Origin of the sequence: Streptomyces sp. NPDC056480 (genome assembly GCF_042795405.1) — a bacterium.
Taxonomy (GTDB): Bacteria; Actinomycetota; Actinomycetes; order Streptomycetales; family Streptomycetaceae; genus Streptomyces.
On sequence record NZ_JBHTSA010000105.1, the window covers coordinates 1 to 20,566 of the forward strand.

16 protein-coding genes and 1 pseudogene are annotated in these 20,566 nt (G+C 71.7%); 9 read left to right on the plus strand and 8 right to left on the minus strand.

Annotation, left to right across the window (positions count from 1 at the left end; genetic code table 11):
* Positions 1 to 140 precede the first annotated feature (140 nt).
* Entirely contained in the window at positions 141 to 1,598 is a 1,458-nt protein-coding gene (locus ACFQ79_RS32090; protein WP_383589984.1) for a catalase, read from the plus strand.
* 476 nt (positions 1,599 to 2,074) lie between these two features.
* The gene (locus ACFQ79_RS32095; protein ID WP_383589986.1) at positions 2,075 to 2,740 is read left to right on the plus strand and encodes an HNH endonuclease; all 666 of its coding nucleotides are present in this window, start codon (positions 2,075 to 2,077) and stop codon (positions 2,738 to 2,740) included.
* On the opposite strand, the gene ACFQ79_RS32100 is transcribed toward ACFQ79_RS32095, so the two are convergent.
* Positions 2,676 to 3,902, minus strand: a complete 1,227-nt coding sequence (locus tag ACFQ79_RS32100; RefSeq protein WP_383589988.1) for an MFS transporter — start codon at positions 3,900 to 3,902, stop codon at positions 2,676 to 2,678. The genes ACFQ79_RS32095 and ACFQ79_RS32100 overlap by 65 nt on opposite strands.
* A 73-nt stretch (positions 3,903 to 3,975) precedes the next feature.
* On the opposite strand from ACFQ79_RS32100, the gene ACFQ79_RS32105 reads away from it, so the two are divergent.
* Entirely contained in the window at positions 3,976 to 5,004 is a 1,029-nt protein-coding gene (locus ACFQ79_RS32105; RefSeq protein ID WP_383590015.1) for an ArsR/SmtB family transcription factor, read from the plus strand.
* Between the two features lie 12 nt (positions 5,005 to 5,016).
* Here the strand turns inward: ACFQ79_RS32105 and gcl are convergent, their stop codons facing one another.
* Positions 5,017 to 6,795: a glyoxylate carboligase gene (gene gcl / locus ACFQ79_RS32110; RefSeq protein ID WP_383590017.1), complete on the minus strand. Its 1,779-nt coding sequence runs from the start codon at positions 6,793 to 6,795 to the stop codon at positions 5,017 to 5,019.
* A 332-nt stretch (positions 6,796 to 7,127) separates the two neighbouring features.
* Between gcl and ACFQ79_RS32115 the strand changes: the two genes are divergently transcribed.
* The 3 genes from ACFQ79_RS32115 (at position 7,128) to ACFQ79_RS32125 (ending at position 9,938) form a co-directional block, all read left to right on the plus strand.
* Complete coding sequence (locus ACFQ79_RS32115; protein ID WP_383589990.1) at positions 7,128 to 8,429, plus strand: hypothetical protein; 1,302 nt, start codon at positions 7,128 to 7,130, stop codon at positions 8,427 to 8,429.
* Between the two features lie 110 nt (positions 8,430 to 8,539).
* The gene (locus ACFQ79_RS32120) at positions 8,540 to 9,343 is read left to right on the plus strand and encodes a TIGR04222 domain-containing membrane protein (protein WP_383589992.1); all 804 of its coding nucleotides are present in this window, start codon (positions 8,540 to 8,542) and stop codon (positions 9,341 to 9,343) included.
* A gap of 19 nt (positions 9,344 to 9,362) precedes the next feature.
* Entirely contained in the window at positions 9,363 to 9,938 is a 576-nt protein-coding gene (locus ACFQ79_RS32125; RefSeq protein ID WP_383589994.1) for a GNAT family N-acetyltransferase, read from the plus strand.
* Positions 9,939 to 10,166: 228 nt separating this feature from the next.
* Here the strand turns inward: ACFQ79_RS32125 and ACFQ79_RS32130 are convergent, their stop codons facing one another.
* The 3 genes from ACFQ79_RS32130 to ACFQ79_RS32140 form a co-directional block, all read right to left on the minus strand.
* Positions 10,167 to 11,948 carry a bifunctional metallophosphatase/5'-nucleotidase gene (locus tag ACFQ79_RS32130; protein ID WP_383589996.1) on the minus strand — a complete coding sequence of 594 codons (1,782 nt, stop codon included), beginning with the start codon at positions 11,946 to 11,948 and terminating at the stop codon, positions 10,167 to 10,169.
* A 236-nt stretch (positions 11,949 to 12,184) separates the two neighbouring features.
* On the minus strand, positions 12,185 to 13,813 hold the full coding sequence (locus ACFQ79_RS32135) for an AMP-binding protein (protein WP_383589998.1): 1,629 nt from the start codon (positions 13,811 to 13,813) through the stop codon (positions 12,185 to 12,187).
* A complete protein-coding gene (locus tag ACFQ79_RS32140) occupies positions 13,810 to 15,495 on the minus strand; it encodes an AMP-binding protein (RefSeq protein ID WP_383590001.1) in 1,686 nt (561 codons plus the stop codon). Before ACFQ79_RS32140 ends, ACFQ79_RS32135 begins: the two co-directional genes overlap by 4 nt.
* Before the next feature lie 91 nt (positions 15,496 to 15,586).
* Here ACFQ79_RS32140 and ACFQ79_RS32145 point away from each other — a divergent pair, with 91 nt between their 5' ends.
* Complete coding sequence (locus ACFQ79_RS32145) at positions 15,587 to 16,402, plus strand: LuxR C-terminal-related transcriptional regulator (protein WP_383590003.1); 816 nt, start codon at positions 15,587 to 15,589, stop codon at positions 16,400 to 16,402.
* A gap of 146 nt (positions 16,403 to 16,548) precedes the next feature.
* Here ACFQ79_RS32145 and ACFQ79_RS32150 read toward each other — a convergent pair whose 3' ends face one another.
* A complete protein-coding gene (locus tag ACFQ79_RS32150; protein WP_383590005.1) occupies positions 16,549 to 17,031 on the minus strand; it encodes an SUKH-3 domain-containing protein in 483 nt (160 codons plus the stop codon).
* Complete coding sequence (locus tag ACFQ79_RS32155; RefSeq protein WP_383590007.1) at positions 17,021 to 18,136, minus strand: winged helix DNA-binding domain-containing protein; 1,116 nt, start codon at positions 18,134 to 18,136, stop codon at positions 17,021 to 17,023. The genes ACFQ79_RS32150 and ACFQ79_RS32155 overlap by 11 nt, the downstream gene beginning before the upstream one ends.
* 172 nt (positions 18,137 to 18,308) lie before the next feature.
* On the opposite strand from ACFQ79_RS32155, the gene ACFQ79_RS32160 reads away from it, so the two are divergent.
* Positions 18,309 to 19,415, plus strand: a complete 1,107-nt coding sequence (locus ACFQ79_RS32160; RefSeq protein ID WP_383590009.1) for a magnesium and cobalt transport protein CorA — start codon at positions 18,309 to 18,311, stop codon at positions 19,413 to 19,415.
* A gap of 151 nt (positions 19,416 to 19,566) precedes the next feature.
* Positions 19,567 to 19,728: pseudogene (locus ACFQ79_RS32165) on the plus strand (GntR family transcriptional regulator); the annotation flags it as partial.
* A 338-nt stretch (positions 19,729 to 20,066) separates the two neighbouring features.
* Here the strand turns inward: ACFQ79_RS32165 and ACFQ79_RS32170 are convergent.
* Positions 20,067 to 20,561, minus strand: a complete 495-nt coding sequence (locus tag ACFQ79_RS32170) for a hypothetical protein (RefSeq protein WP_383590011.1) — start codon at positions 20,559 to 20,561, stop codon at positions 20,067 to 20,069.
* Positions 20,562 to 20,566 lie beyond the last annotated feature (5 nt).

Consider the following 20,566-nt stretch of genomic DNA (forward strand, 5'->3'; position numbering starts at 1 on the left):
GCTGACAACTGTCCTGTCGCGCCCAGGCGCCGCCGCCGACCGGAACACCACACTTCCTTTTCAACAAACTGTTGACGTCACGTTCGAGCCGAATTTACGCTCCTCGCACCGTCAGCAGAGCTCCCGTACGGAAGGTCACGATGTCGAAGCGCGTGCTTACGACCGAGTCCGGCGCCCCCGTCGCCGACAACCAGAACTCCGCCACCGCCGGCGTCGGTGGCCCTCTCCTCCTCCAGGACCAGCACCTGCTGGAGAAGCTCGCGCGCTTCAACCGTGAGCGGATCCCGGAGCGCGTGGTGCACGCCCGCGGCTCCGGCGCGTACGGCTACTTCGAGGTGACCGACGACGTCACCGCGTACACCAAGGCGAACTTCCTCGGTGAGGTCGGCAAGAAGACCGAGACCTTCATCCGCTTCTCCACCGTGGCCGACTCGCTCGGTGGCGCGGACGCCGTCCGCGACCCGCGCGGCTTCGCGCTGAAGTTCTACACCGAAGAGGGCAACTACGACCTCGTCGGCAACAACACCCCGGTGTTCTTCATCAAGGACCCGATCAAGTTCCCCGACTTCATCCACTCCCAGAAGCGCGACCCCTTCACGGGCAAGCAGGAGGCGGACAACGTCTGGGACTTCTGGGCCCACGCCCCCGAGGCCACCCACCAGATCACCTGGCTCATGGGCGACCGCGGCATCCCGGCCTCGTACCGTCACATGAACGGCTACGGCTCGCACACCTACCAGTGGACCAACGAGGCGGGCGAGGCCTTCTTCGTCAAGTACCACTTCAAGACGAACCAGGGCATCCGCTCCCTCTCGGCCGACCAGGCCGCCGAGCTCGTCGGCAAGGACGCGAACTCGCACCAGACCGACCTGCTGCAGGCGATCGAGCGCGGTGTGAACCCGTCCTGGACCCTGTACGTCCAGGTGATGCCGGCCGCCGAGGCCGCGGACTACCGCTTCAACCCCTTCGACCTCACCAAGGTGTGGCCGCACAGCGACTACCCGCTGCAGCGCGTGGGCCGTCTGGTCCTCGACCGCAACCCGGACAACGTCTTCGCCGAGGTCGAGCAGGCCGCGTTCTCCCCGAACAACTTCGTCCCGGGCATCGGTCCCTCGCCGGACAAGATGCTCCAGGGCCGCCTCTTCGCCTACGCGGACGCCCACCGCTACCGCCTCGGCGTCAACCACACCCAGCTCGCGGTGAACGCCCCCAAGGCGACCGTCGCGGAGAACTACGGCCGGGACGGCGCCATGGCCACCCGCCAGGGCTCGCGCCACGACAAGAACTACGAGCCCAACTCGTACCAGGGCCCGGCCCAGACCGACGCCGCGCTCTCCGCGCCGCTCGCGATCCACGGCTGGACCGGCACCCACGAGGCGCCGCAGCACACCAAGGACGACGACTTCTTCCAGGCCGGTGAGCTCTTCCGCCTGATGTCCGAGGACGAGAAGAAGCGCCTGGTCGCCAACATCGCCGGCGGCCTGTCCCAGGTGTCCCGCGAGGACGTCATCGAGAAGAACCTCGCGCACTTCGCCGCCGCCGACGCGGACTACGGCAAGCGCGTGGCCGAGGCCGTCGACGCCCTGCGCGAGGACTGACCGAACCAGCACCACCCAGACTGCGTACGGCACCTGACGGGAGGTCAGTGCCGTACGTGGTCCGGATCGCCGACCCGGATGAGGGGTGGCCGGTGATCCGGACAAGCGTGAGGACCGCGGCGGCGTCGAGCCAGTGCGGTGGTAAGGGCGCCGTTCCCCCTTCTTGACCTGAAAGAAGAGGAGCACCGGCCGCCCGTCGGCGCCGCCGCGGTCCCAACGCCCTCCCCCCGGGGAGGCACAGCACAACCCGAGACTCCGCCCGGCGGCGCGAACGTCCTGTCGCGCCAGCCTCGTGCCGTCGGGCGGGTACAAGCCGGAGAGCGCGGAACCTGGTTTCGGGACCCTGGTTCCGCGCTCTTCTTGTGTGCGCGGGCCCGCCAGCGCATCGTTTCTGCGGTGAAGATCCGCACCCGCTCGGAGGAGCGCACCGCGATTCGGTTCTCCCGCACCCGGCCGTCGGCGCTATCCACTCGTACATGATCAAGAACCTGTTGCGCGGGCTCACCCCGCTCGCCCTCATCCTGTCCCCGCTCGCCGTCACCTCCCCCGCCCTCTCCGCGAACGTCGTGATGCTGCCCGACGCGCTCGCCGAGCTCACCGAGGCGGCCGAGGACCCGGACGGCTTCACCGCGGGCGCGTTCCCCCACTGGAACGCCGGCCTCGACGCGACGGACGGCTGCGACACCCGCTCCGAGGTCCTGCTCGCCGAGGCCGTCGACGCACCCGCCACCGGGGCCGGCTGCACGCTGACCGGGGGCCGCTGGACCTCGTACTACGACGGCCAGAGCGTCTCCGACCCGGCCGCCCTCCAGGTCGACCACCTCGTCCCGCTCGGCGAGGCCTGGGAGTCCGGGGCCTCCGGCTGGACCGCGTCCCGGCGCGAGCGGTTCGCGAACGACCAGGGCGCCACCGCGACGCTCGTCGCCGTCACCGCCCGCAGCCGGCAGGACAAGGCGGGACGGGATCCGGCCGGTTGGGTGCCCGCGGACGCCGCCCAGTACTGCCGCTACGTCGGCGAGTGGGTCTCCACCAAGCTGCGCTGGGGCCTGTCGGCCGACAAGGACGAGGTGGAGGCGCTCAAGCTGTTCGCCGACGGTCCCTGCGAGGAGACGGTCGTGATCCGCTCGGCGCCACCGAAGTAGGTCCCTGCGTCCTCCGCTCGGCCCGTGCCAGCGCGTACGTCGCGCCGAGCGAGGCGAGGGCGAGGAGCACCATCCCCGTGCGCGGTGACGTGTACTGGGCGAGGGTGCCGGCGAGCGCCGCGCTCACCCCCTGGAGCGCGAGCATCCCCGCGCTGTGCAGGCCGAGCGCGTGACCGCTCAGGTCCTCCTGCACCAGGGCCATCAGCCGCTCCTGGTGCAGGAGGCTCGCCGCGTACCCGCTCGCCGAGACCGTCACCGCGAGGAGCGCGAGCGGCAGGGCCGGATCCAGGGCGAACACCAGGAACGGGGCCGCGAGCAGCGCCTGGAGGGGGAACCGGGTCCGCCCGCGCAGCCGGGCCGGCAGGAAGCGGCCGACGGCGGTGTCCCCGGCCAGCATCCCGAGCGCGGCGCAGGCGAAGAGCAGCCCGGCGCGCTCGGGGTCGTACGGCACGAAGAGCGACTCGCAGCCCACGATCAGCCCGTTGGGGATCCAGAGGGCCAGATAGGCGCGGCGGCGCGCGGGCGAGGACAGCAGCTTCCGGTTGGTGCGCCAGGTCTCGCCGACCGAGGCCCGGCCGGCGGCGCGGGGCGGGCGCGCCCCGAGGCCGAGGCGGGCAAGGAGCGCGGCGGCGAGGTAGAGACCGGCGCCCACGAGGACCGTGCCCCGCGGCGAGAACAGGGCGATCAGGAGGCCGCCGGTCGCGAAGCCGCCGACCTGGCAGACGCCGGCGGCCATGTTCGTCACCGAGCGGCCGAGGAGGAAGTCCTCGCGGGCGAGGATCTCGTTCAGGAGGCCGTGGCGCACGCCGCCGCCGAGCGAGGCGGCGAGCCCCTCGGCGAGCAGGACGGCGAAGACGGCCCAGGTCGGCAGCCCGGGCACCGCGAGGACGGCGGTGCCCAGGGCGAAGAAGAGCGCGATCCCGGAGATCGCCGCCCGGGGCGGCAGCCGGTCGGCGGCCGAGAGCAGGGTGGTCGCGCCGATCAGCTGGGCGAGCGAGGGCCCGAAGAGGGCGAGCGCGGAGAGGAGCGGGGAGCCGGTCGCACGGAACACGAGGGTGGCGAGCCCGAGCCCGGCGACCGTCTGCGCGGCGGTGTGGACGGCGCCGGTGAGGAAGAGCGGGGTGAACTCGGAGGTGCGGAAGAGGTCGCGGTAGCGGGGCATGCGGGGAGTCTCGGGCGCGGGCGACGGCCTCGATACTGTTTCGCGCACGGGCGAAACGACGGGGGCGTACGGCATGGGCTGGTGGCAGATCGGTACGGACTCCCTCGCCGGGAGCAGATTCGTCGTCTCCCCGCTCGCCGAGACGATCGCCGCCCTCAAAACCCTGCACGCTGCGGCCGGCGGCCACGGGTCCGGCGCCCATCCGGGCGAGCGCGCCTGGCTGGCCGCCCATCTGCCCGCGTACCGGGCGCGCCTCGCCGCCGAGCCGCTCGACGCGCTGCTCGTACGGGCGGCCATCGGCCCCACCTGGAACGCCGACTTCCTGACGCCGACGCCGACGGGCGACCGCGAGCGGTCCTTCGACGAGGAGGTGGCGGCGGTCCGCGAGGCCGAACCCGGCGATGCGGTGCCCCAGTTGGAGGTCGCGGTCGGCGGACCCGTACCGGAGCCGCTGCGGTCCGCGGCGGACCTGCCGGGGCGCATGGCGGAGGTCCTGGAGTGGGTGTGGCGGGAGACGGTACGGCCCGACTGGCCGCGCCGCCGCCGGATCCTGGAGGCCGATGTGGTCGCGCGGACGGCCCGGTTGGCCCGTGACGGCTGGGCGGCGGCGCTCGACGAGCTGTCCCCGGGAAGGATGCGCTGGCTGGGCGACGGAAGGCTCCAGGTCAACCCCCGCGCGTATCCCCCGCGTTCGGTCGACGGCGGCCGGCTGCTGTTCGTCCCGGTGACCCCCGGCACGGGCTGGGTCTCCTGGGAGGGCACGGAGCGGTTCGCGGTGGTCTATCCGTGCGCGGGCGCCCTGGCGGACCGGTCGGGCCCCGTCGCGCCCCGGGCCCTCGGGGCGTTGCTCGGCCCGGCGCGCGCCGGCGTCCTCGTACGGCTCGAATCCCCCGCGTCCACCAGCCAGTTGGTGGCGCTCACCGGGCAGGGACTCGGCTCGGTGGGGCGGCATCTGAAGGTGCTGCTCGACGCCGGGCTCGTCCGGCGGGGACGTGCGGGCCGGTCGGTGCTGTACGAGTGGACGGAGGCGGGCGCGGTGCTGGTGGCGGCACAGGGAGACCCCCGTCCCGGTGCTCCTCGGGGCGGGGGTCGGTCCCTCTGACGAGGGGGACGATCAGACCTTGAGGGCCTTGATCGCGGTCGGCGCGTGGCCGGGCTCGGTGGCCAGCTCCTCGAACTCGGTGACATCGCTCATGTCGACCGTCTTGCTCATCGCGATGTTGGTGATGCGCTCCAGGATGGCCTCGACGACGACCGGGACCTGGTGCTCGACGGCCAGCTTCTTGGCCTCCTCGAACGCCTCGCCCAGCTTGTCGGGGTCGGTGACGCGGATCGCCTTGACGCCCAGGCCCTCGGCGACCTTGACGTGGTCGACGCCGTAGACGCCGATCTCCGGGGTGTTGATGTTCTCGAACTCGAGGTTGACCTCGAAGTTGATGCCCAGGTTGCCCTGCGCCTGGCGGATCAGGCCCAGGTAGGCGTTGTTCACCAGGACGTGGACGTAGGGGACCTTGTGCTGGGCGGCGACCGCCAGCTCCTCGATCATGAACTGGAAGTCGTAGTCGCCGGAGAGGGCGACGATCGGGGTCTCCGGGTCCGCGGTGGCGGCACCGATGGCGGCCGGGATGGTCCAGCCGAGCGGGCCGGCCTGGCCGCAGTTGATCCAGTTGCGCGGCTTGTAGACGTGCAGGAACTGGGCCGCGGCGATCTGGGAGAGACCGATGGTGGTGACGTAGCGGGTCTCAGGACCGAAGGCCTTGTTCATCTCCTCGTAGACGCGCTGCGGCTTCAGGGGGATGTTGTCGAAGTGCGTACGGCGCTGGAGGGTCGCCTTGCGCTCCTGCGCGGAGGCGGCCCAGGCGGAGAAGTCCGGGAGCCTGCCCGCGGCCTTGAGCTCCTTGGCGATCTCGACGAAGAGCTCCAGCGCGGCCTTGGCGTCGGAGGCGATGCCGAAGTCCGGGGCGAAGATCTTGCCGATCTGGGTGGGCTCGATGTCGACGTGGACGAACTTCCGGCCCTTGGTGTACGCGTCCATGTTGTAGCCGGTGTGGCGGTTGGCCCAGCGGTTGCCGATGCCGAGGACGAAGTCCGACTCCAGGAAGGTCGCGTTGCCGTAGCGGTGCGCGGTCTGGACACCGACCATGCCGGCGGCCAGCTCGTGGTCGTCCGGGATGGTGCCCCAGCCCATCAGGGTGGAGATGACCGGGATGTTGGTCAGCTCGGCGAACTCGACGAGCAGGTCGGAGGCGTCGGCGTTGATGATGCCGCCACCGGCGACGATCAGCGGGCGCTCGGACTCCAGGAGGAAGTTCAGCGCCTTCTCGGCCTGGGCGCGGGTCGCGGCCGGCTTGTAGACGGGCAGCGGCTCGTACGTCTCCGGGTCGAACTCGATCTCGGTCAGCTGGACGTCGATCGGCAGGTCGATGAGGACCGGGCCCGGACGGCCGGAGCGCATCAGGTGGAAGGCCTGCTGGAAGACGCCGGGGACCTGCGCGGCCTCCAGGACGGTCGTCGCGGCCTTGGTCACCGGCTTGGCGATGGAGGCGATGTCGACGGCCTGGAAGTCCTCCTTGTGGAGCTTCGAGACCGGAGCCTGGCCGGTGATGCACAGGATCGGGATCGAGTCGGCGATCGCCGAGTACAGGCCGGTGATCATGTCGGTGCCGGCGGGGCCGGAGGTGCCGATGCAGACACCGATGTTGCCGGCCTTGGCACGGGTGTAGCCCTCGGCCATGTGGGACGCGCCCTCGACGTGGCGGGCCAGCGTGTGGCCGATGCCGCCGACGTTCTTGAGCTCGCGGTAGAAGGGGTTGATCGCCGCGCCGGGCACGCCGAACGCGGTGGTGACGCCTTCGCGCTTGAGGATCTCAACGGCCGCTGCGGCGGCGGTCATACGAGGCATGGGAGTGCTCCTGCTTCGGCCGGGCGGATCCAAGCCCACCGGTCGGCTCGGGAGCCCGGAGCGGCTTGTTTCCGTAATGCGGAAATACTGTTCTGCTATACGGAAGCAATGTAGGTCGGGGTCCGGAGGGCCGTCAAGAGAAGTCCGACCGGCGGGATCACGGAAGTGGCCGAACAGCTCCCCCCGAGGCGTCCGATGGGTGGACGATGGGACGGAACGACAGGGGGTTGGCTGTGGGCGAGTCGGTACCGGTGCGCTGCCCGGAATGCCTGCGTACGCAGGCGTACGCGGCGCCTGTCTTCCCCTGCGCGTGCGGAAGCCCGGTGGCGCCGCCCCTGGCGGCGGGCGCGACGGCGGAACCCATCACGCGCCGGAACTGGACGGACGAGTGGGTCACCGTCCGCTGCGGAGCCTGCGGCCGCGAGGACGACTGGCCGCACCCGGAGACGGGCTGCGCGTGCGGGACGGTCCTGCGGGTACCGGTGCGGGCGGTGGAGTCGGGGACCCCGACGGCCGGCGGGCCCGCGGAGGGCTCCGACGGGGCCGTCGGCCCCTGGCCGGAAGCGGGTCACGACCGATCGGGCGGGGGCCCGGGTACGCGTCCGGGTGCGGGTACGCGTCCGGGTGCGGGTACGCGTCCGGGTGCGGGCACGGGCACGGGTACGCATCCGGACGAGGGCGCGGGCACGTGCGGGGGCGGGGACATGGGCGCGGGCACGGGTCCGGGCGAGGACATGGGCGCGGGGACGAGTACGGTTTCGGGCGCTGCCGGGCCGGGAGCGATCGGCGGCGACCGGCCGTCGTTCTCGCCGCCCTGGCCCGGGTCCGGCCTGTCCGATCCGTTCACCACGTCCGGCACGTCCGGCACGCCCGGCATGTCCAGCACCTCCGGCCCGTCCGGCACGTCTGAGACGTCCGGTCCGATCGGCCCGTCCGGTCCGTTCGCCGCGGACGGGCCCCGGCCTCCCCGGGCGGACGCCCCTCCCGGTACGGAGCGCCCGCAGCCGGGCGAGAGCGGCTCGGCGTGGTTCGGCACGGGTCCCGGCCCCACGGGCACGGGTCCCGGCGCCCCCGGAGCCGCACCCGGGCCCGGACCGGCCTCCGACGCTCCCGGGGCCGTACCCGGTCCCGCCGCCCACCGTCATCCCGCGAACCCGCCGCGTCCGGGCGGGCCCCGCGCCTTCGCCGAGCGCTACCCCGCCCACATACCCCTGCCGCCCACCGCCCCGCGTCCGGCCCCGGTGCGCGGGGACTTCAGGCCGCTGACGATCAGGACCGCTCGGGACGCGGTCGCCGCGGCCGCCGGGTATCTGCGCTGGCTGGGGTTCCGGGACGTGGTCCAGCCCGAGGAGCGTCCCGCGTCCGGGGTGGACCTGCGGGCGCCGGGGCTCGTCGCACAGGTCGACCCGAGCACGCGGTCCACCGGGCTCCGGGCCGTCGAGTGCCTCTGGCTGAACGGACTGACCGCCTCCGCCGTGAGCGTGTTCTTCTCGCTCGCCGGCTACACACCGGAGGCCCGTTCGCGGGCCGCCGAGATCGGCCTTCCGCTCTTCGTGCTCGACCTGACCGGCACCCCGCAGCCGGTGAACGGCGCCGCCGACGACCTGGCCTCGGGAGCCGTCTGAGGCACCGGTCCCGGAAGCGCGGCCCCCACAACACCTCGGCATCCGAAACCGGCCATTCACGCGTGACGATCACGCTCCCCCGGGCACAACACCCTCGGGGGGTGGGCGTCATGCCGACGGGGATGTGGTGGTTCATAGGAGCGGCCTGCGGTCAACTGCTGCTCGCCGTCACGTTGTTGCGAACCCGCAGCAAGGAAAGCGAAGGGCCGCGTCCGGACGACGTGCCACCGCCGCAGGCCCTGGCGCTGCTGCGGGGCGGGCGGCGGGCGGCCGTCACCGTGGCGCTGGTGGCGCTGCACCAGCGCGGGGCGGTCGCGGCGGGCCGCAAACATACGATTCGGGCCAACGGCGGCCCCGGCCGCACCCGGGACCCCGTCCAGCTGGGGGTGCACGGGGCGCTCCACCGGGCGTTCGCGTTGCGTGATCTCGCGCTGCGCCCCGAGGCACGGCGGGCGGTGGACGCGCTGCGCCGCGAGCTGCGCGGGGCGGGGCTGCTGCGGCCGCCGGCCCGGTTGTGGGCGGCCAGGACGCTGCTCGGCTGCGTACCGCTGACGGTGGCGGCGGGGGCGTTCGCGACGGGGGCGGCCGGTACGGGTCTGGCCGGGGCGCTCGCGGCCGGGGCCCTGCCCGTCCTGCTCGCGGCGGTGGTGCTGCTGCGGCTGCCGCCGGCGACCCGGGCGGCGCGGCGGCTCCTCGCCGGGCTGCGGGAGCGGTACCCGCTGCCGGCTCATCGGCGTGAGGTGACGGACGGGTGGCTGGTCCAGCTGTACGTGGCGCTGTACGGCGATCCGGCGCTCGCGCTGTTCCTGCCCCACTTCTCGCGGGACGGCGGGCTGCTCGACCGGCCCGGCGAGGTGGACCGGAACCGGCCGCCGCAGGATCGTGGTCCGATTCCGGGCGACGGCGCGGGGTGAGGCCGCGCCATACTGTCGTATGCGCATCAGAGCGGCCGCTCCGGCCGAACTCCCGCTGCTCCAGGACATCGAACGGGCGGCGGGCGAGCCGTTCCGTACTCTCGGCATGGCGGCGATCGCCGACGACGACCCGCTGCCCCTTGACGTTCTGGAGTCCTATCGCCGTGCGGGCCGGGCGTGGGTGGCGGTGGACGCCGCCGACCGCCCGGTCGCGTATCTGCTGACCGACACGGTCGACGGCTCCGCCCACATCGAGCAGGTGTCGGTGCACCCGGACGCCGCCCGCCGGGGTGTCGGCCGGGCCCTGATCGAGCATCTCGCGGCGGCCGCCGGGAAGCAGGGCATGGCGGCGCTGACCCTGACGACGTTCACCGAGGTGCCGTGGAACGCGCCGTACTACGCGCGGCTCGGCTTCCGCCCGCTCACCGAATCCGATCCCGCGCTCACGGAGGGTCTGCGGGCGATCAGCCGTGCGGAGGCCGACCACGGTCTGTCGGTCTGGCCCCGGGTGTGCATGCGCCGGGAGCTGGAGGACGCCGCCCCGCCCGCAGAGTCGGCCTTCCCTCCGGTGTCGAACGCCGGCGTCGAGCCCTGACCGGTGGCTCCCCGCGTTCCGCCGGGGCTCCCGGCCCGGACTTCAGGAACCTCTCGCACCGCCGGCCGCCGGCCGCCACACGCCCCGGAGGCCCTGCACGTCCCGCACGCCCCGCACGCCCCGCGCGGGAGCGGGTGCGCGGGGCGTGCGGCGGCCGACGTGCGGTGCTGCGTGCGGCGGCCGACGTGCGGTGCGGCATGCGGCATGCGGCGTGCGGACCCGCTCGCGTCAGCCCTTGACGCGGACGCGGTCGAGGGGTGTCGGGGAGATCGTCTTGCGGGTCTTCAGGTAGGCCACGAAGCTCTCGTGGTCGGGGCTGTTGCGGACGGGCGCGGTGTAGCCGGCGAAGGCGCCGTACCCGTCGGCTCCGATGACCGTGTAGGCGAGCGCGGCGACCCGGTAGGTACGGGAGGGGTCGAGCGGCCGGCCGTCGATCCTCACGTCCCGGGGGGAGACGCGGTCACCGACGGGCCGGGACGGGTCGTAGCTGTACCTGACGTTGCGGGACACGGCGAGCGGCGCGAACTTCACCGACCCGTCGGGCTGCTTCTGCCACTGCTGTTCGATGATCGCGTCGAGCTGACGGCCCTTCACCCCGACGGTGAGGACCGGATTCCCGTAGCCGTAGGCGTTCCAGGACTCGCCGAACAGGATGCGCCCGTCCGCGTCGGCGGGATTGCTCCCCTTCGCGAACGGCAGGTCGCCCCGGACGGCGTTGCTGCCCTTGGCGGGCCGGGCGGAGATCAGCGCCAGATCGGCCCGCCCCCGGCTGGTGCGGTTGGCGTTCCAGAACTGTGCGTCGGCGTACAGGTCGGCCGCCGTGCTCTCGCCCGCCGCGTTCGGCGCACGGGTGAAGGAGGCGGTCTGCCGGGCGAGCGGTTCGGCGAACCGCCGGGCTCCGCGCGCGACCCAGTAGTCGACGATCTTCTGGACGTCGCGGTCCGGTGCCACGTCGCGCGTCACGGCGTGGTTGACGGACCGGGTGCGGTCCCTGAGGACCTCACCGGTCGCCGGATCGAGGGACAGGTTGATCTCGTTGATCACACCGCCGTGGTGGCCCGCCTCCACGATCGGGCGCGGTACGCCGGCCGGGTCGGGCACCATGCAGTTGAAGCGCCAGTGCCAGTCTCCCGTGACGATCGCGTCGATCTCGGCGGGCACCTTCTTCGCCAGTTCGAAGACCGGGCCGAAGACGGAGTCGCACGCGTCGTAGCCCGCGTCGATGTCGGTCGGCGACCCGCCCTCGTGCACGTTGAGGACGATGGCCTCGACGCCGCGCCGCTTGAGCTCCTTGGTGTAGAGCTCGATGACCCGTGTCTGGTCGAGGGCGCGCAGCCCCGGCTGGAAGGACGTCGAGTTGGTGACGGAACCCTCCACCGTGGTGCTGATGAAGCCGACGGGTACGCGCTTCCCGCCGGCGGTGCGGAACCACTCGACGCGGTACGGGTCCACCACCGGGCGACCGGTCCCCGCGTCGACGATGTTGCCCGACTGGAAGGTGAAGTCGGCGCCGTGGAAGCGCCGTCCGGTGGAGTCCGTGAAGCAGCTGTCCACGTCCACGGTGCCGAAGCACCGCCCCTCCTCCATGTGCTGGACGAGGAACTCGGGTGAGACGTCGAGCTCGTGGTTGCCCAGGGCCGAGAAGCGCACGCCGAGCTTGTTGAGCACCTCGATCGTCGGCTCGTCCTGGAAGGCGTCCACCTCGAAGGGCCAGCCGGCGAAGCTGTCGCCCGTGGCGAAGGTGACCGAGCGGGGATGGTCGCTCCGTAACCGCTTGAGGTGGGTGGCGAGATAGGCGGCGCCGCCGACGGCGACCGAGGTGCCGCGCCCGGTGGGGATGGAGCCCCCCTGCCCGGCGGTGGGCGGCTGCAGATGGCCGTGGAAGTCGGTGATGCTGAGGAGTTGGATGTCGAGGGTGTCGTCTGCGGCTGCCGGCGAGACGGACAGTACGCCGCCGAGGAGGGCGGTGCCCGCGGCGATGACGCCGATCCGGCGAAGGAAGTGTCTCAAGGCGATGACTCCTTCGGAGTGGGACGAGCGAACTCATCCCACTCCCCGTCGGTGTCATGGCCATGAACGTCGTACTGCGCTCCAAGGCATGGGGAATGACCGCTTCAGCGGCTCCCCCGCCACCGGGTGGGCAACAGGAACGCAGGTTGACCTGCGCCCCAACTGCCGTGTTCCCGCAGCCGAAGACGGGCCGCGGCGGAACCGGCGGACCCGTCCGGCCGTACGGCCCCCGGCTCCTACTCCGCGGCGGAGGCCTCCCCGTACAGCCGGCGCAGTTCCACCTTCCGCACCTTGCCGCTCACCGTCATCGGGAACTCGGTGAGGATCTCCACCCGGCGCGGGATCTTGTAGTGGGCGAGCCGGTCGCGGCAGAAGGCGGTGACGTCCTCAAGGGTGGGCGGGTCGGCCGGGTCGCGGGGGATGACGCAGGCGAGGATCTCCTCGCCGTAGCGCTCGTCGGGCACGCCCACGACCTGGACGTCGGCGATCTTCGCGTACCCGTAGAGGAACTCCTCGATCTCGCGCGGGTACACGTTCTCGCCGCCCCGGATGATCATGTCCTTGATGCGGCCGACGATCTGGACGTAGCCGTCGTCGCGGATCACCGCCAGGTCGCCGGTGTGCATCCAGCGGCCGGAGTCGATCGCCTCGGCGGTCTTCTCCGGCTCGTCCCAGTACCCGAGCATGACGCTGTAGCCGCGGGTGCACAGCTCGCCCGCGGTGCCGCGCTCGACGGTGGTGCCCGTCGACGGGTCGACGACCTTCACCTCGACGTGCGGCATGACCCGGCCGACCGTGCCCGTGCGGCGCTCCAGGTCGTCGTCGCGGCGGGTCTGGGTGGAGACCGGTGAGGTCTCCGTCATGCCGTAGCAGATCGACACCTCCGCCATGTTCATCTCGGCGACGACCCGCTTCATCACCTCCACCGGACACGGCGATCCGGCCATGATGCCGGTGCGCAGGCTCGACAGGTCGTAGCCGGCGAAGTCGGGGAGGTTCAGCTCGGCGATGAACATCGTGGGCACCCCGTAGAGCGAGGTGCAGCGCTCCTCCTGTACGGCCCGGAGGGTGGCGGCCGGGTCGAAGGAGGGCGCGGGGATCACCATGCAGGCGCCGTGCGAGGTGGCGGCCAGGTTCCCCATGACCATGCCGAAGCAGTGGTAGAAGGGCACCGGGAGGCAGATGCGGTCCTGCTCGGAGTAGGCGATCATCTCGCCCACGAAGTAGCCGTTGTTGAGGATGTTGTGGTGGGACAGCGTGGCCCCCTTGGGGAAGCCCGTGGTCCCCGAGGTGTACTGGATGTTGACGGGCTCGTCGCAGGAGAGCGGCTCGGGGCGCAGCTCTCCCGGCGTACGGGCGAGGAACGCGTCCCAGCCCGGGTCGCCGAAGTAGACCGCCTCGCGCAACTCCGGGCATTCGGACCGCACCTGCTCGACCATCGCCCGGTAGTCGCTCGTCTTGTGCGCGAGCGAGGCGAAGAGCAGGGCGATCCCGGCCTGGTTGAGGACGTAGGCCAACTCATGGGGCCGGTAGGCGGGGTTGATGGTGACCATGACCGCGCCGATCCGGGCGGTGGCGTACTGCACGAGGACCCACTCGGCGCAGTTGACCGCCCAGATGCCGACCCGGTCGCCCTTCCGCACCCCGCTGCCGAGCAGGGACCCGGCCAGCCGGTCGACGTCTGCGCCGAACCGCGCGTACGTCCAGCGGCGTCCGGTGGGCACGTCGACGAGCGCCTCCCGGTCCGGCCAGGCGGCGACGGCCCGGTCCAGGTTGGCGCCGATGGTGTCGCCGAGGAGCGGGGTCTCCGACACCCCGTGGGCGTAGGAGAGCCCGGTGGGTGCGACGGTTCCGGACGTGGTCATGCGAGGTCCCCTTCCGTGAACTCCCTGCCGCCGCCCTCGGCGGTCAGCCGGCGCAGTTCCACCCGCCGGATCTTTCCGGAGACGGTCTTGGGCAGCTCGGCGAACTCGATGCGCCGGACCCGCTTGTACGGGGCGAGGACCTCGCGCGAGTGGGCGAAGAGGACCTTCGCGGTCTCCGCGTCGGGCTCCCAGCCGGCCGCGAGGACGACGTACGCCTTGGGGACGGCCAGCCGCAGCGGATCCGGGGCGGGGACGACGGCGGCCTCGGCGACGGCCTCGTGCTCGAGCAGCGCGCTCTCCAGCTCGAAGGGGCTGATCTTGTAGTCGGAGGCCTTGAAGACGTCGTCGGCACGACCGATGTAGGTGATGTACCCGTCGGCGTCCCTGGAGCCGATGTCGCCGGTGCGGTAGTAGCCGCCGGCCATCGCCTCCGCCGTACGCTCCGGGTCGCCGTGGTAGCCGGTCATCAGGCCCACCGGGTGGGCGGACAGGTCGAGGCAGATCTCGCCCTCCGCCACGTCCGCCTGCCCGCTCACCGGGTCGACGAGGGTGACCCGGAAGCCGGGGCTCGGGCGCCCCATGGAGCCCTCCTTGAGCTGCTGGCCGGGGCTGTTGGAGACCTGGACGGCGGTCTCGGTCTGGCCGAAGCCGTCCCGGATGGTGACGCCCCAGGCGCGCCGCACGGACTCGATGACCTCGGGGTTCAGCGGTTCGCCGGCGGCGACGACCTCGCGCGGCGGGGTCTTCAGCAGGCTCAGGTCGGACTGGATCAGCATCCGCCACACGGTCGGCGGGGCGCAGAAGCTGGTGACCCCGTTGCGCTCCATCTCGCCCATCAGCCGGGCCGGGTCGAAGCGCGTGTAGTTGTGGATGAAGACGGTCGCCTCGGCGTTCCACGGGGCGAAGAGGTTGGACCAGGCGTGCTTGGCCCAGCCCGGCGAGGAGATGTTGAGGTGCACGTCGCCGGGCTCGAGCCCGATCCAGTACATCGTCGAGAGGTGCCCGACCGGGTACGAGGTGTGGGTGTGCTCGACCAGCTTGGGGCGGGCGGTCGTACCGGAGGTGAAGTACAGCATGAGGGTGTCGTCGGCGAGGGTGACGCCCTCGGGCTCGAACACCGCGGACTCGTGGGCGGCGTGCTCGTACCCCAGCCAGCTCACCCCGTCGCCGCCGACCGCGATCCGCGTGTACTCCCCCGGTACGTCGTCGAACTTCGCGGTGTCCTCGGCGCGCACGACGACGTGCCGGGCGCGGCCCCGGTCGACGCGGTCGCGGAGGTCGGCGGGGCCGAGGAGCGGGGTGGCGGGGATGACGACGGCGCGCAGCTTCATGGCGGCGAGCACGGTCTCCCAGAGCTCGACCTGGTTGCCCAGCATCACGATGATCCGGTCGCCGGCGCGGACGCCCTGGGCCCGCAGCCAGTTCGCGACGCGGTTGGAGCGCGCGGACATCTCGGCGAAGGACACCTTGGTCTCGGAGCCGTCCTCCTCGACGAGGTGGAGCGCGGTCCGGGCATTGCCCTCGGCGATGACGTCGAACCATTCGAGCGCCCAGTTGAACCGGTCGGGCCGGGGCCAGGCGAAACCCTCGTAGGCCGTCTCGTAGTCCTCGCGGTGCTGGAGCAGGAAGTCCCGGGCGGCCCGGAACCTCTCCGTCGCACCGGTCGCGCCCTGTGCCGTCATACGTCCTCCTCGTTGCGGGACCCGTCCCGGACATCGTGTAATCAGTGACCCAGGTCTCACTACCCCCGTTCGGGGGTGAAGGAGTGGTCCCGTGCCCGAGCAGAGGGAGACGACCGAGCTGCGCGCGGCGCTGCTGCGGCTGCGCCGGGGCAGCGGGCTGCCCGTGGTCTTCGGCGGGCTGCTCCAGGACGGGCGGGCGATGCGGATCGGTGAGACCTGCGGGGCGGTGACGCCCGCGCTGCACGGCCTGACGATCTCGACCGGTTCGGGACTCGGCGGCAAGTGCCTGGCCCTGTCGCGGCCGTGCGCGGTCACGGACTACCCCTCGGCCCGGCACATCACCCACGAGTACGACGGCCCGGTCGCGGCGGAGGGGCTGCGCTCGGTGATCGCGGTGCCCGTCGTCGTACGCCGCAAGGTGCGCGGTGTCCTGTACGGGGCACTGCGCGACGCCCTGCCGATCGGCGAGCGGGTCTTCGACGCGGCGGTCGCGGCGGCCCGGGACGTGGAGCAGGCACTGGCGGTACGGGACGAGGTCGGCCGCCTCGACACGCCGCCGGCCCCGGGGCCGTCCTGGGAGGAGGTCCGCCAGGCGTACGGGGAGCTGCGCGAACTGGCCCCGCAGGTCCTGGACCCCGAGCTGCGGGAACGCCTGCTCGCGGTCTGCGGCCGCCTGGAGACGGCCTCGGGGGCACCCCGCGACCTGCCGGGTGTGGCGCTGACCCCCCGGGAGACGGACGTCCTCGCGGCGGTGGCCTCGGGCGCGACGAACGCGACGGCGGCGACCCGCCTCGGCCTGCGCCCTGAGACGGTCAAGGGCTACCTGCGCTCCGCGATGCGCAAACTGGGCGCGCACACCCGCCTGGAGGCGGTGGTGGCGGCACGGAGGGCGGGGGCGCTGCCGTAGGAACGCCGGGAGACGGCCGGGGCCGAGGGCGGGGGCGCTGCCGCAGGAACGCCGGGAGACGGCCGGGGGCCGAGGGCGGGGGCGCTGCCGCAGGAAGCGCCGGGAGACGGCCGTGGGCCGAGGGCGGGCCTGCGGCCGCCGGGGTGTCAGGCGAAGAAGTCCCGGGCCTCCCGCTGGGGCCCGTACAGCAGACAGCCGACGGCCTCGTGCGAGGTCAGGCCCAGGAAGTAGGGCCCGGTGTGGTGCAGGAGGAAGAGGCGTCCGGTGTCGTCGACGAGGACCATCGCCCCGTCGAACGTCTCGTATCCGACGGGGAACAGCCTCCTGCCCAGGTTCCGGGCGAGTTCGGCGACGTCCTCGCCGCTCTCCTCGTAGATCCAGTGCGGGGTGAAGGCGAGGGTGTCCGGTGGGGTTCCGGGAATCGCCAGGCGCAGACCGCCGAACTCCCGGACGAAGTCCCGAGCGGCCCGGAAGGGTTCGACCGGATGCCCCTCCTCGGCGAACCGGTCGACGACCACGGCCAGGAGGCCGGGCAGCCGCGCGCCGATGTCGCGCCCCGGGTACCAGCCGGCCGCGCCGAGGGCGGCGGCGACGGACCGCTCCCGCGCCACTCCCCCGTCACTCCGCATGGACGATCTCGTACGGGATGTCCGACGGCGTCATGAGCCGGAGGGTCCGCTCGGCCTCGGCGGCGAGCGCCGCACGCTGGGAGCGCGTCACGTGCACGAAGGGCTCGACGGTGAGCGTCGTGCGGTCCTTGCCCTCGTCGAGGTGCCAGAGCCCGGCGAGGAAGCCGTCGAGCAGGAAGACGCGGTGGGCCTGGTTGCCCGTCCAGGTGCGGCCCTTGTGCTCGCGGGACACGACACGGCTGCGGTCGGCGTGCGACAGCAGCAGGTTGTCGAACTCGGGGAGGAAGCGGGGCGGGGCCGGGGTGTCCTCGTCGGGGCGGGGCGCGTCGGGCAGGTCGAAGAGTTCGGTGCCGCGCTCGTCCTGGAAGACGAGGAGCCGGGGCCGCAGCCGCTCGAAGGCAGGACCGAGCTTGGTGAGACCGCACCAGGTCTGCATGTCCTTCACGGAGGCGGGCCCGAAGGCGCCGAGGTAGCGGAGCACGGTCTCGTCGAGATCGGCGGCGCCGGCGGCTGGATCGTCGAACCACTGGTCGGTCGTGGTGAGCGCGACCTGGCCGCCGCGCCCCCAGAGACCGCGCGGGGTGACCTGGACCAGGGGAAGGAGGCAGCGGGCGGCGACGGAGAGCGACTGCGGGTCCGCGTCGGGCCACTCGGGGAGCAGCTCCTCGCGCAGCTCCTTGGGGGTGCGGGGCCGCTCGGCGACGAGCGCGCGGGCGAGGGCGGCGAGCCGGTCGAGGTCGACGCCGTCGAGGCCCCCGCGGGAGACGAAGATGGCGAGCTCCCGGTCGATGGCACCGCCCTGCGCGAGCCCTCGCAGGGCGACCGCGTCGCGGGCGGTGTGGGTGTGCACGGTGGAGCGCATGGTGACGATGCGGGCGACGTCACGGGACTCCATGAGCGCGGACAGCTGCTCGGGGCGGAATCCGTCGAGACGGGCGGCGAGCGCGTAGTACGGGGGCTTGGTGTTCTGCGCCTGCAGGCCGAGAAGGTGCTCGACGGCCTCCGTGACGCCCAGGGAGGCGGGGCGGAGGAGCAGCTGGCGGTCGAGGGTGGCACGGTTCAGGGCGCGGGCACCGAGCACGGGGTGGGTCGTCTTGAGGGCCATGACGGGCACGCTACTCGGACTTGCGGACAGATACGGTCCGCAAGGCGGGACCGAGGCCACGGCGAGAGCCGGGACGCCGAACGCAATCATCCGGAACACCGAACGCAATCCCCCACCATTCACCCGAAACCAACCGCATATATCCTTCCCGGAGACTCAGGAGGTGCACGAGATGTCCGACCGTCGCCCACGCCAGGCATGGCGCCGCCCCCAGGCGGAGCCGCCCACGACCGACGCCCCGGAGGCGCCGGAGGAGCGGCGGAGCGTGGTGCAGGCGAGCCTGTACCGGGACGGCCGTCGCGTCTCGTCCCCGGCGACGCTCGCGGAGACCTTCCGACAGCTGCGCGAGCACCCGGACGGCATGGCGTGGATCGGTCTCCAGCGTCCGACCGAGGAGGAACTCCACTCCCTGGCCGCCGAGTTCGATCTGCACGAACTGGCCGTCGAGGACGCGATGGAGGCGCATCAGCGCCCCAAGCTGGAGAGGTACGGCGAGACGCTCTTCGTGGTCCTCCGGGCGGCCCGCTACCTGGACGCGCAGGAGGAGGTCGAGTTCGGCGAGCTCCACATCTTCGTGGGCCCGGACTTCCTGATCACGGTCCGCCACGGCGCCGCACCGGACCTCTCGACGGTACGCCGCCGCATGGAGAAGGACCCGGAGCTGCTCGCCCTGGGCCCGGAGGCGGTCCTGTACGCGATCCTGGACGCGGTGGTCGACGGCTACGCGCCGGTGGTGGCGGGCGTCCAGAACGACATCGACGAGATCGAGACGGAGGTCTTCGGCGGCGACCCGGCGGTCTCCCGCCGCATCTACGAACTCTCCCGGGAGATGGTCGAGTTCCAGCGTGCCACCCGCCCCCTGGTCGGCATGCTGCACGGCCTGATGGCCGGCTTCGCCAAGTACGGCACGGACGAGGAACTCCAGCGCTACCTCCGCGACGTGGCGGACCACGTCACCCACACCAGCGAGCGCGTCGACGGCTTCCGCCAGGCACTCGCGGACATCCTCACGGTCAACGCGACCCTGGTCACCCAGCAACAGAACGCGGAGATGCGGGCGTTGGCGGAGGCGGGCTTCGAACAGAACGAGGAGATCAAGAAGATCTCCTCGTGGGCAGCCATCCTCTTCGCCCCCACGCTGGTCGGCACGATCTACGGCATGAACTTCGACAACATGCCGGAACTGCACTGGGCGGGCGGCTATCCGTTCGCGGTGGTACTGATGGCCGCGGTGTGCACGAGCCTGTACGTGGTCTTCAAGAAGAAGGACTGGCTGTAGGGGAGCCCCAGTACCGCCTGATCAAATTCACGAGCGCAAACGCCTGAGAGAGTGCGTCCCGCACCCTTGGGGAGAATCTGGGGAGAATGCGCGGCGTTGGGGAGTGGACGCCTGCTGCCCCTGCTTGCTGTTCTGCGGCCACCACCGGGCCTTGACGAGCTCCTACCGGCCCGAGCACGTGGAGAGCACGCGCATCGTTGACCCCACCCCCTGACCCGCCGGCAAGGGCGGCGGCTTCCGGGTCCTCTACGACGCCGGCTACGAGATCGATCACATGCGGGAAGAGCTCCGAGCCCGCGCCGCGACGCCGGATGCGGACGCCGCAAAGCCGACCTCCGCCGCATACGCCCACGTCCGACTCCGCCTCCAGCGCGAAGCCATCGACATCCTCAGCACTGCCCTCGACGGCCAGAAGACCACCAAGTCCGAGAGGACTGGCGACGGCGAACCGCCGCCTGCGCCGCCGGTGTCCGCTGACGTTGCCGTCGACTACTGCCGTCAAACACCAGATCAGCCCCGCCAAGCACAGCTCGGCGGGGCTGACCTTTACCACTGCATGGCCCTTCTCATGGCACGGCCACGTCGCATCGGATAACGAGTCCCATGCGGACCATCAGGGGCAACGTTATGTAGAACGATACTCGAGACCCATCAGAAAGAACCGAAGAATCGGTCCCACCAAGTGGGCTCCCCAGAACCATGGAAGCGCAGGAGAGTGGATCCTTCATAGCGACTTGTAAGAAGTTCTTCCGGAATCGCGACGTACCCCGATCCAGCAAGAACTCTCTCTACCGCCTCAAGGTCATCCGCGTCGAGCTCGCCTTCAGCGCGTGCTTCATCCGTGCCCAAGAAAGCACCAGGGTTATCAGCCGCCACCATTGCCAATGGCTTGAACTTGCTCACCAGGACGACGATCCTCGTCCCGCAAACTGTGGCTTCCCCCGGCACTTCGATTCGTCCGTACTGAGCGGAGTCCTGAATGTCTCGGTCGATTTCGCAACGCGTCGAGAAGCGAGAATCAACCTGTATGACCAGACGACTGAATGAAGCTGCAGAATCGACTGAACTGTAGTCAGCCGGCGCTTCTGGCCATTTAGGATCATCCAGACGATGCAACATTCCCATCAGATTCGCATCTCTCTCCATGATCC

Coding starts and splice junctions, on each gene's coding strand:
- ACFQ79_RS32105 (WP_383590015.1), top strand. CDS start 3,976: ATGGGCTGGTGGCAGATCGGTACGGACTCCCTCGCCGGGAGCAGATTC.
- ACFQ79_RS32160 (WP_383590009.1), top strand. CDS start 18,309: ATGTCCGACCGTCGCCCACGCCAGGCATGGCGCCGCCCCCAGGCGGAG.
- ACFQ79_RS32155 (WP_383590007.1), bottom strand. CDS start 18,136: ATGGCCCTCAAGACGACCCACCCCGTGCTCGGTGCCCGCGCCCTGAAC.
- ACFQ79_RS32135 (WP_383589998.1), bottom strand. CDS start 13,813: ATGACCACGTCCGGAACCGTCGCACCCACCGGGCTCTCCTACGCCCAC.
- gcl (WP_383590017.1), bottom strand. CDS start 6,795: ATGACCGCCGCCGCAGCGGCCGTTGAGATCCTCAAGCGCGAAGGCGTC.
- ACFQ79_RS32095 (WP_383589986.1), top strand. CDS start 2,075: ATGATCAAGAACCTGTTGCGCGGGCTCACCCCGCTCGCCCTCATCCTG.
- ACFQ79_RS32120 (WP_383589992.1), top strand. CDS start 8,540: ATGCCGACGGGGATGTGGTGGTTCATAGGAGCGGCCTGCGGTCAACTG.
- ACFQ79_RS32125 (WP_383589994.1), top strand. CDS start 9,363: ATGCGCATCAGAGCGGCCGCTCCGGCCGAACTCCCGCTGCTCCAGGAC.
- ACFQ79_RS32100 (WP_383589988.1), bottom strand. CDS start 3,902: ATGCCCCGCTACCGCGACCTCTTCCGCACCTCCGAGTTCACCCCGCTC.
- ACFQ79_RS32150 (WP_383590005.1), bottom strand. CDS start 17,031: ATGCGGAGTGACGGGGGAGTGGCGCGGGAGCGGTCCGTCGCCGCCGCC.
- ACFQ79_RS32140 (WP_383590001.1), bottom strand. CDS start 15,495: ATGACGGCACAGGGCGCGACCGGTGCGACGGAGAGGTTCCGGGCCGCC.
- ACFQ79_RS32170 (WP_383590011.1), bottom strand. CDS start 20,561: ATGGAGAGAGATGCGAATCTGATGGGAATGTTGCATCGTCTGGATGAT.
- ACFQ79_RS32090 (WP_383589984.1), top strand. CDS start 141: ATGTCGAAGCGCGTGCTTACGACCGAGTCCGGCGCCCCCGTCGCCGAC.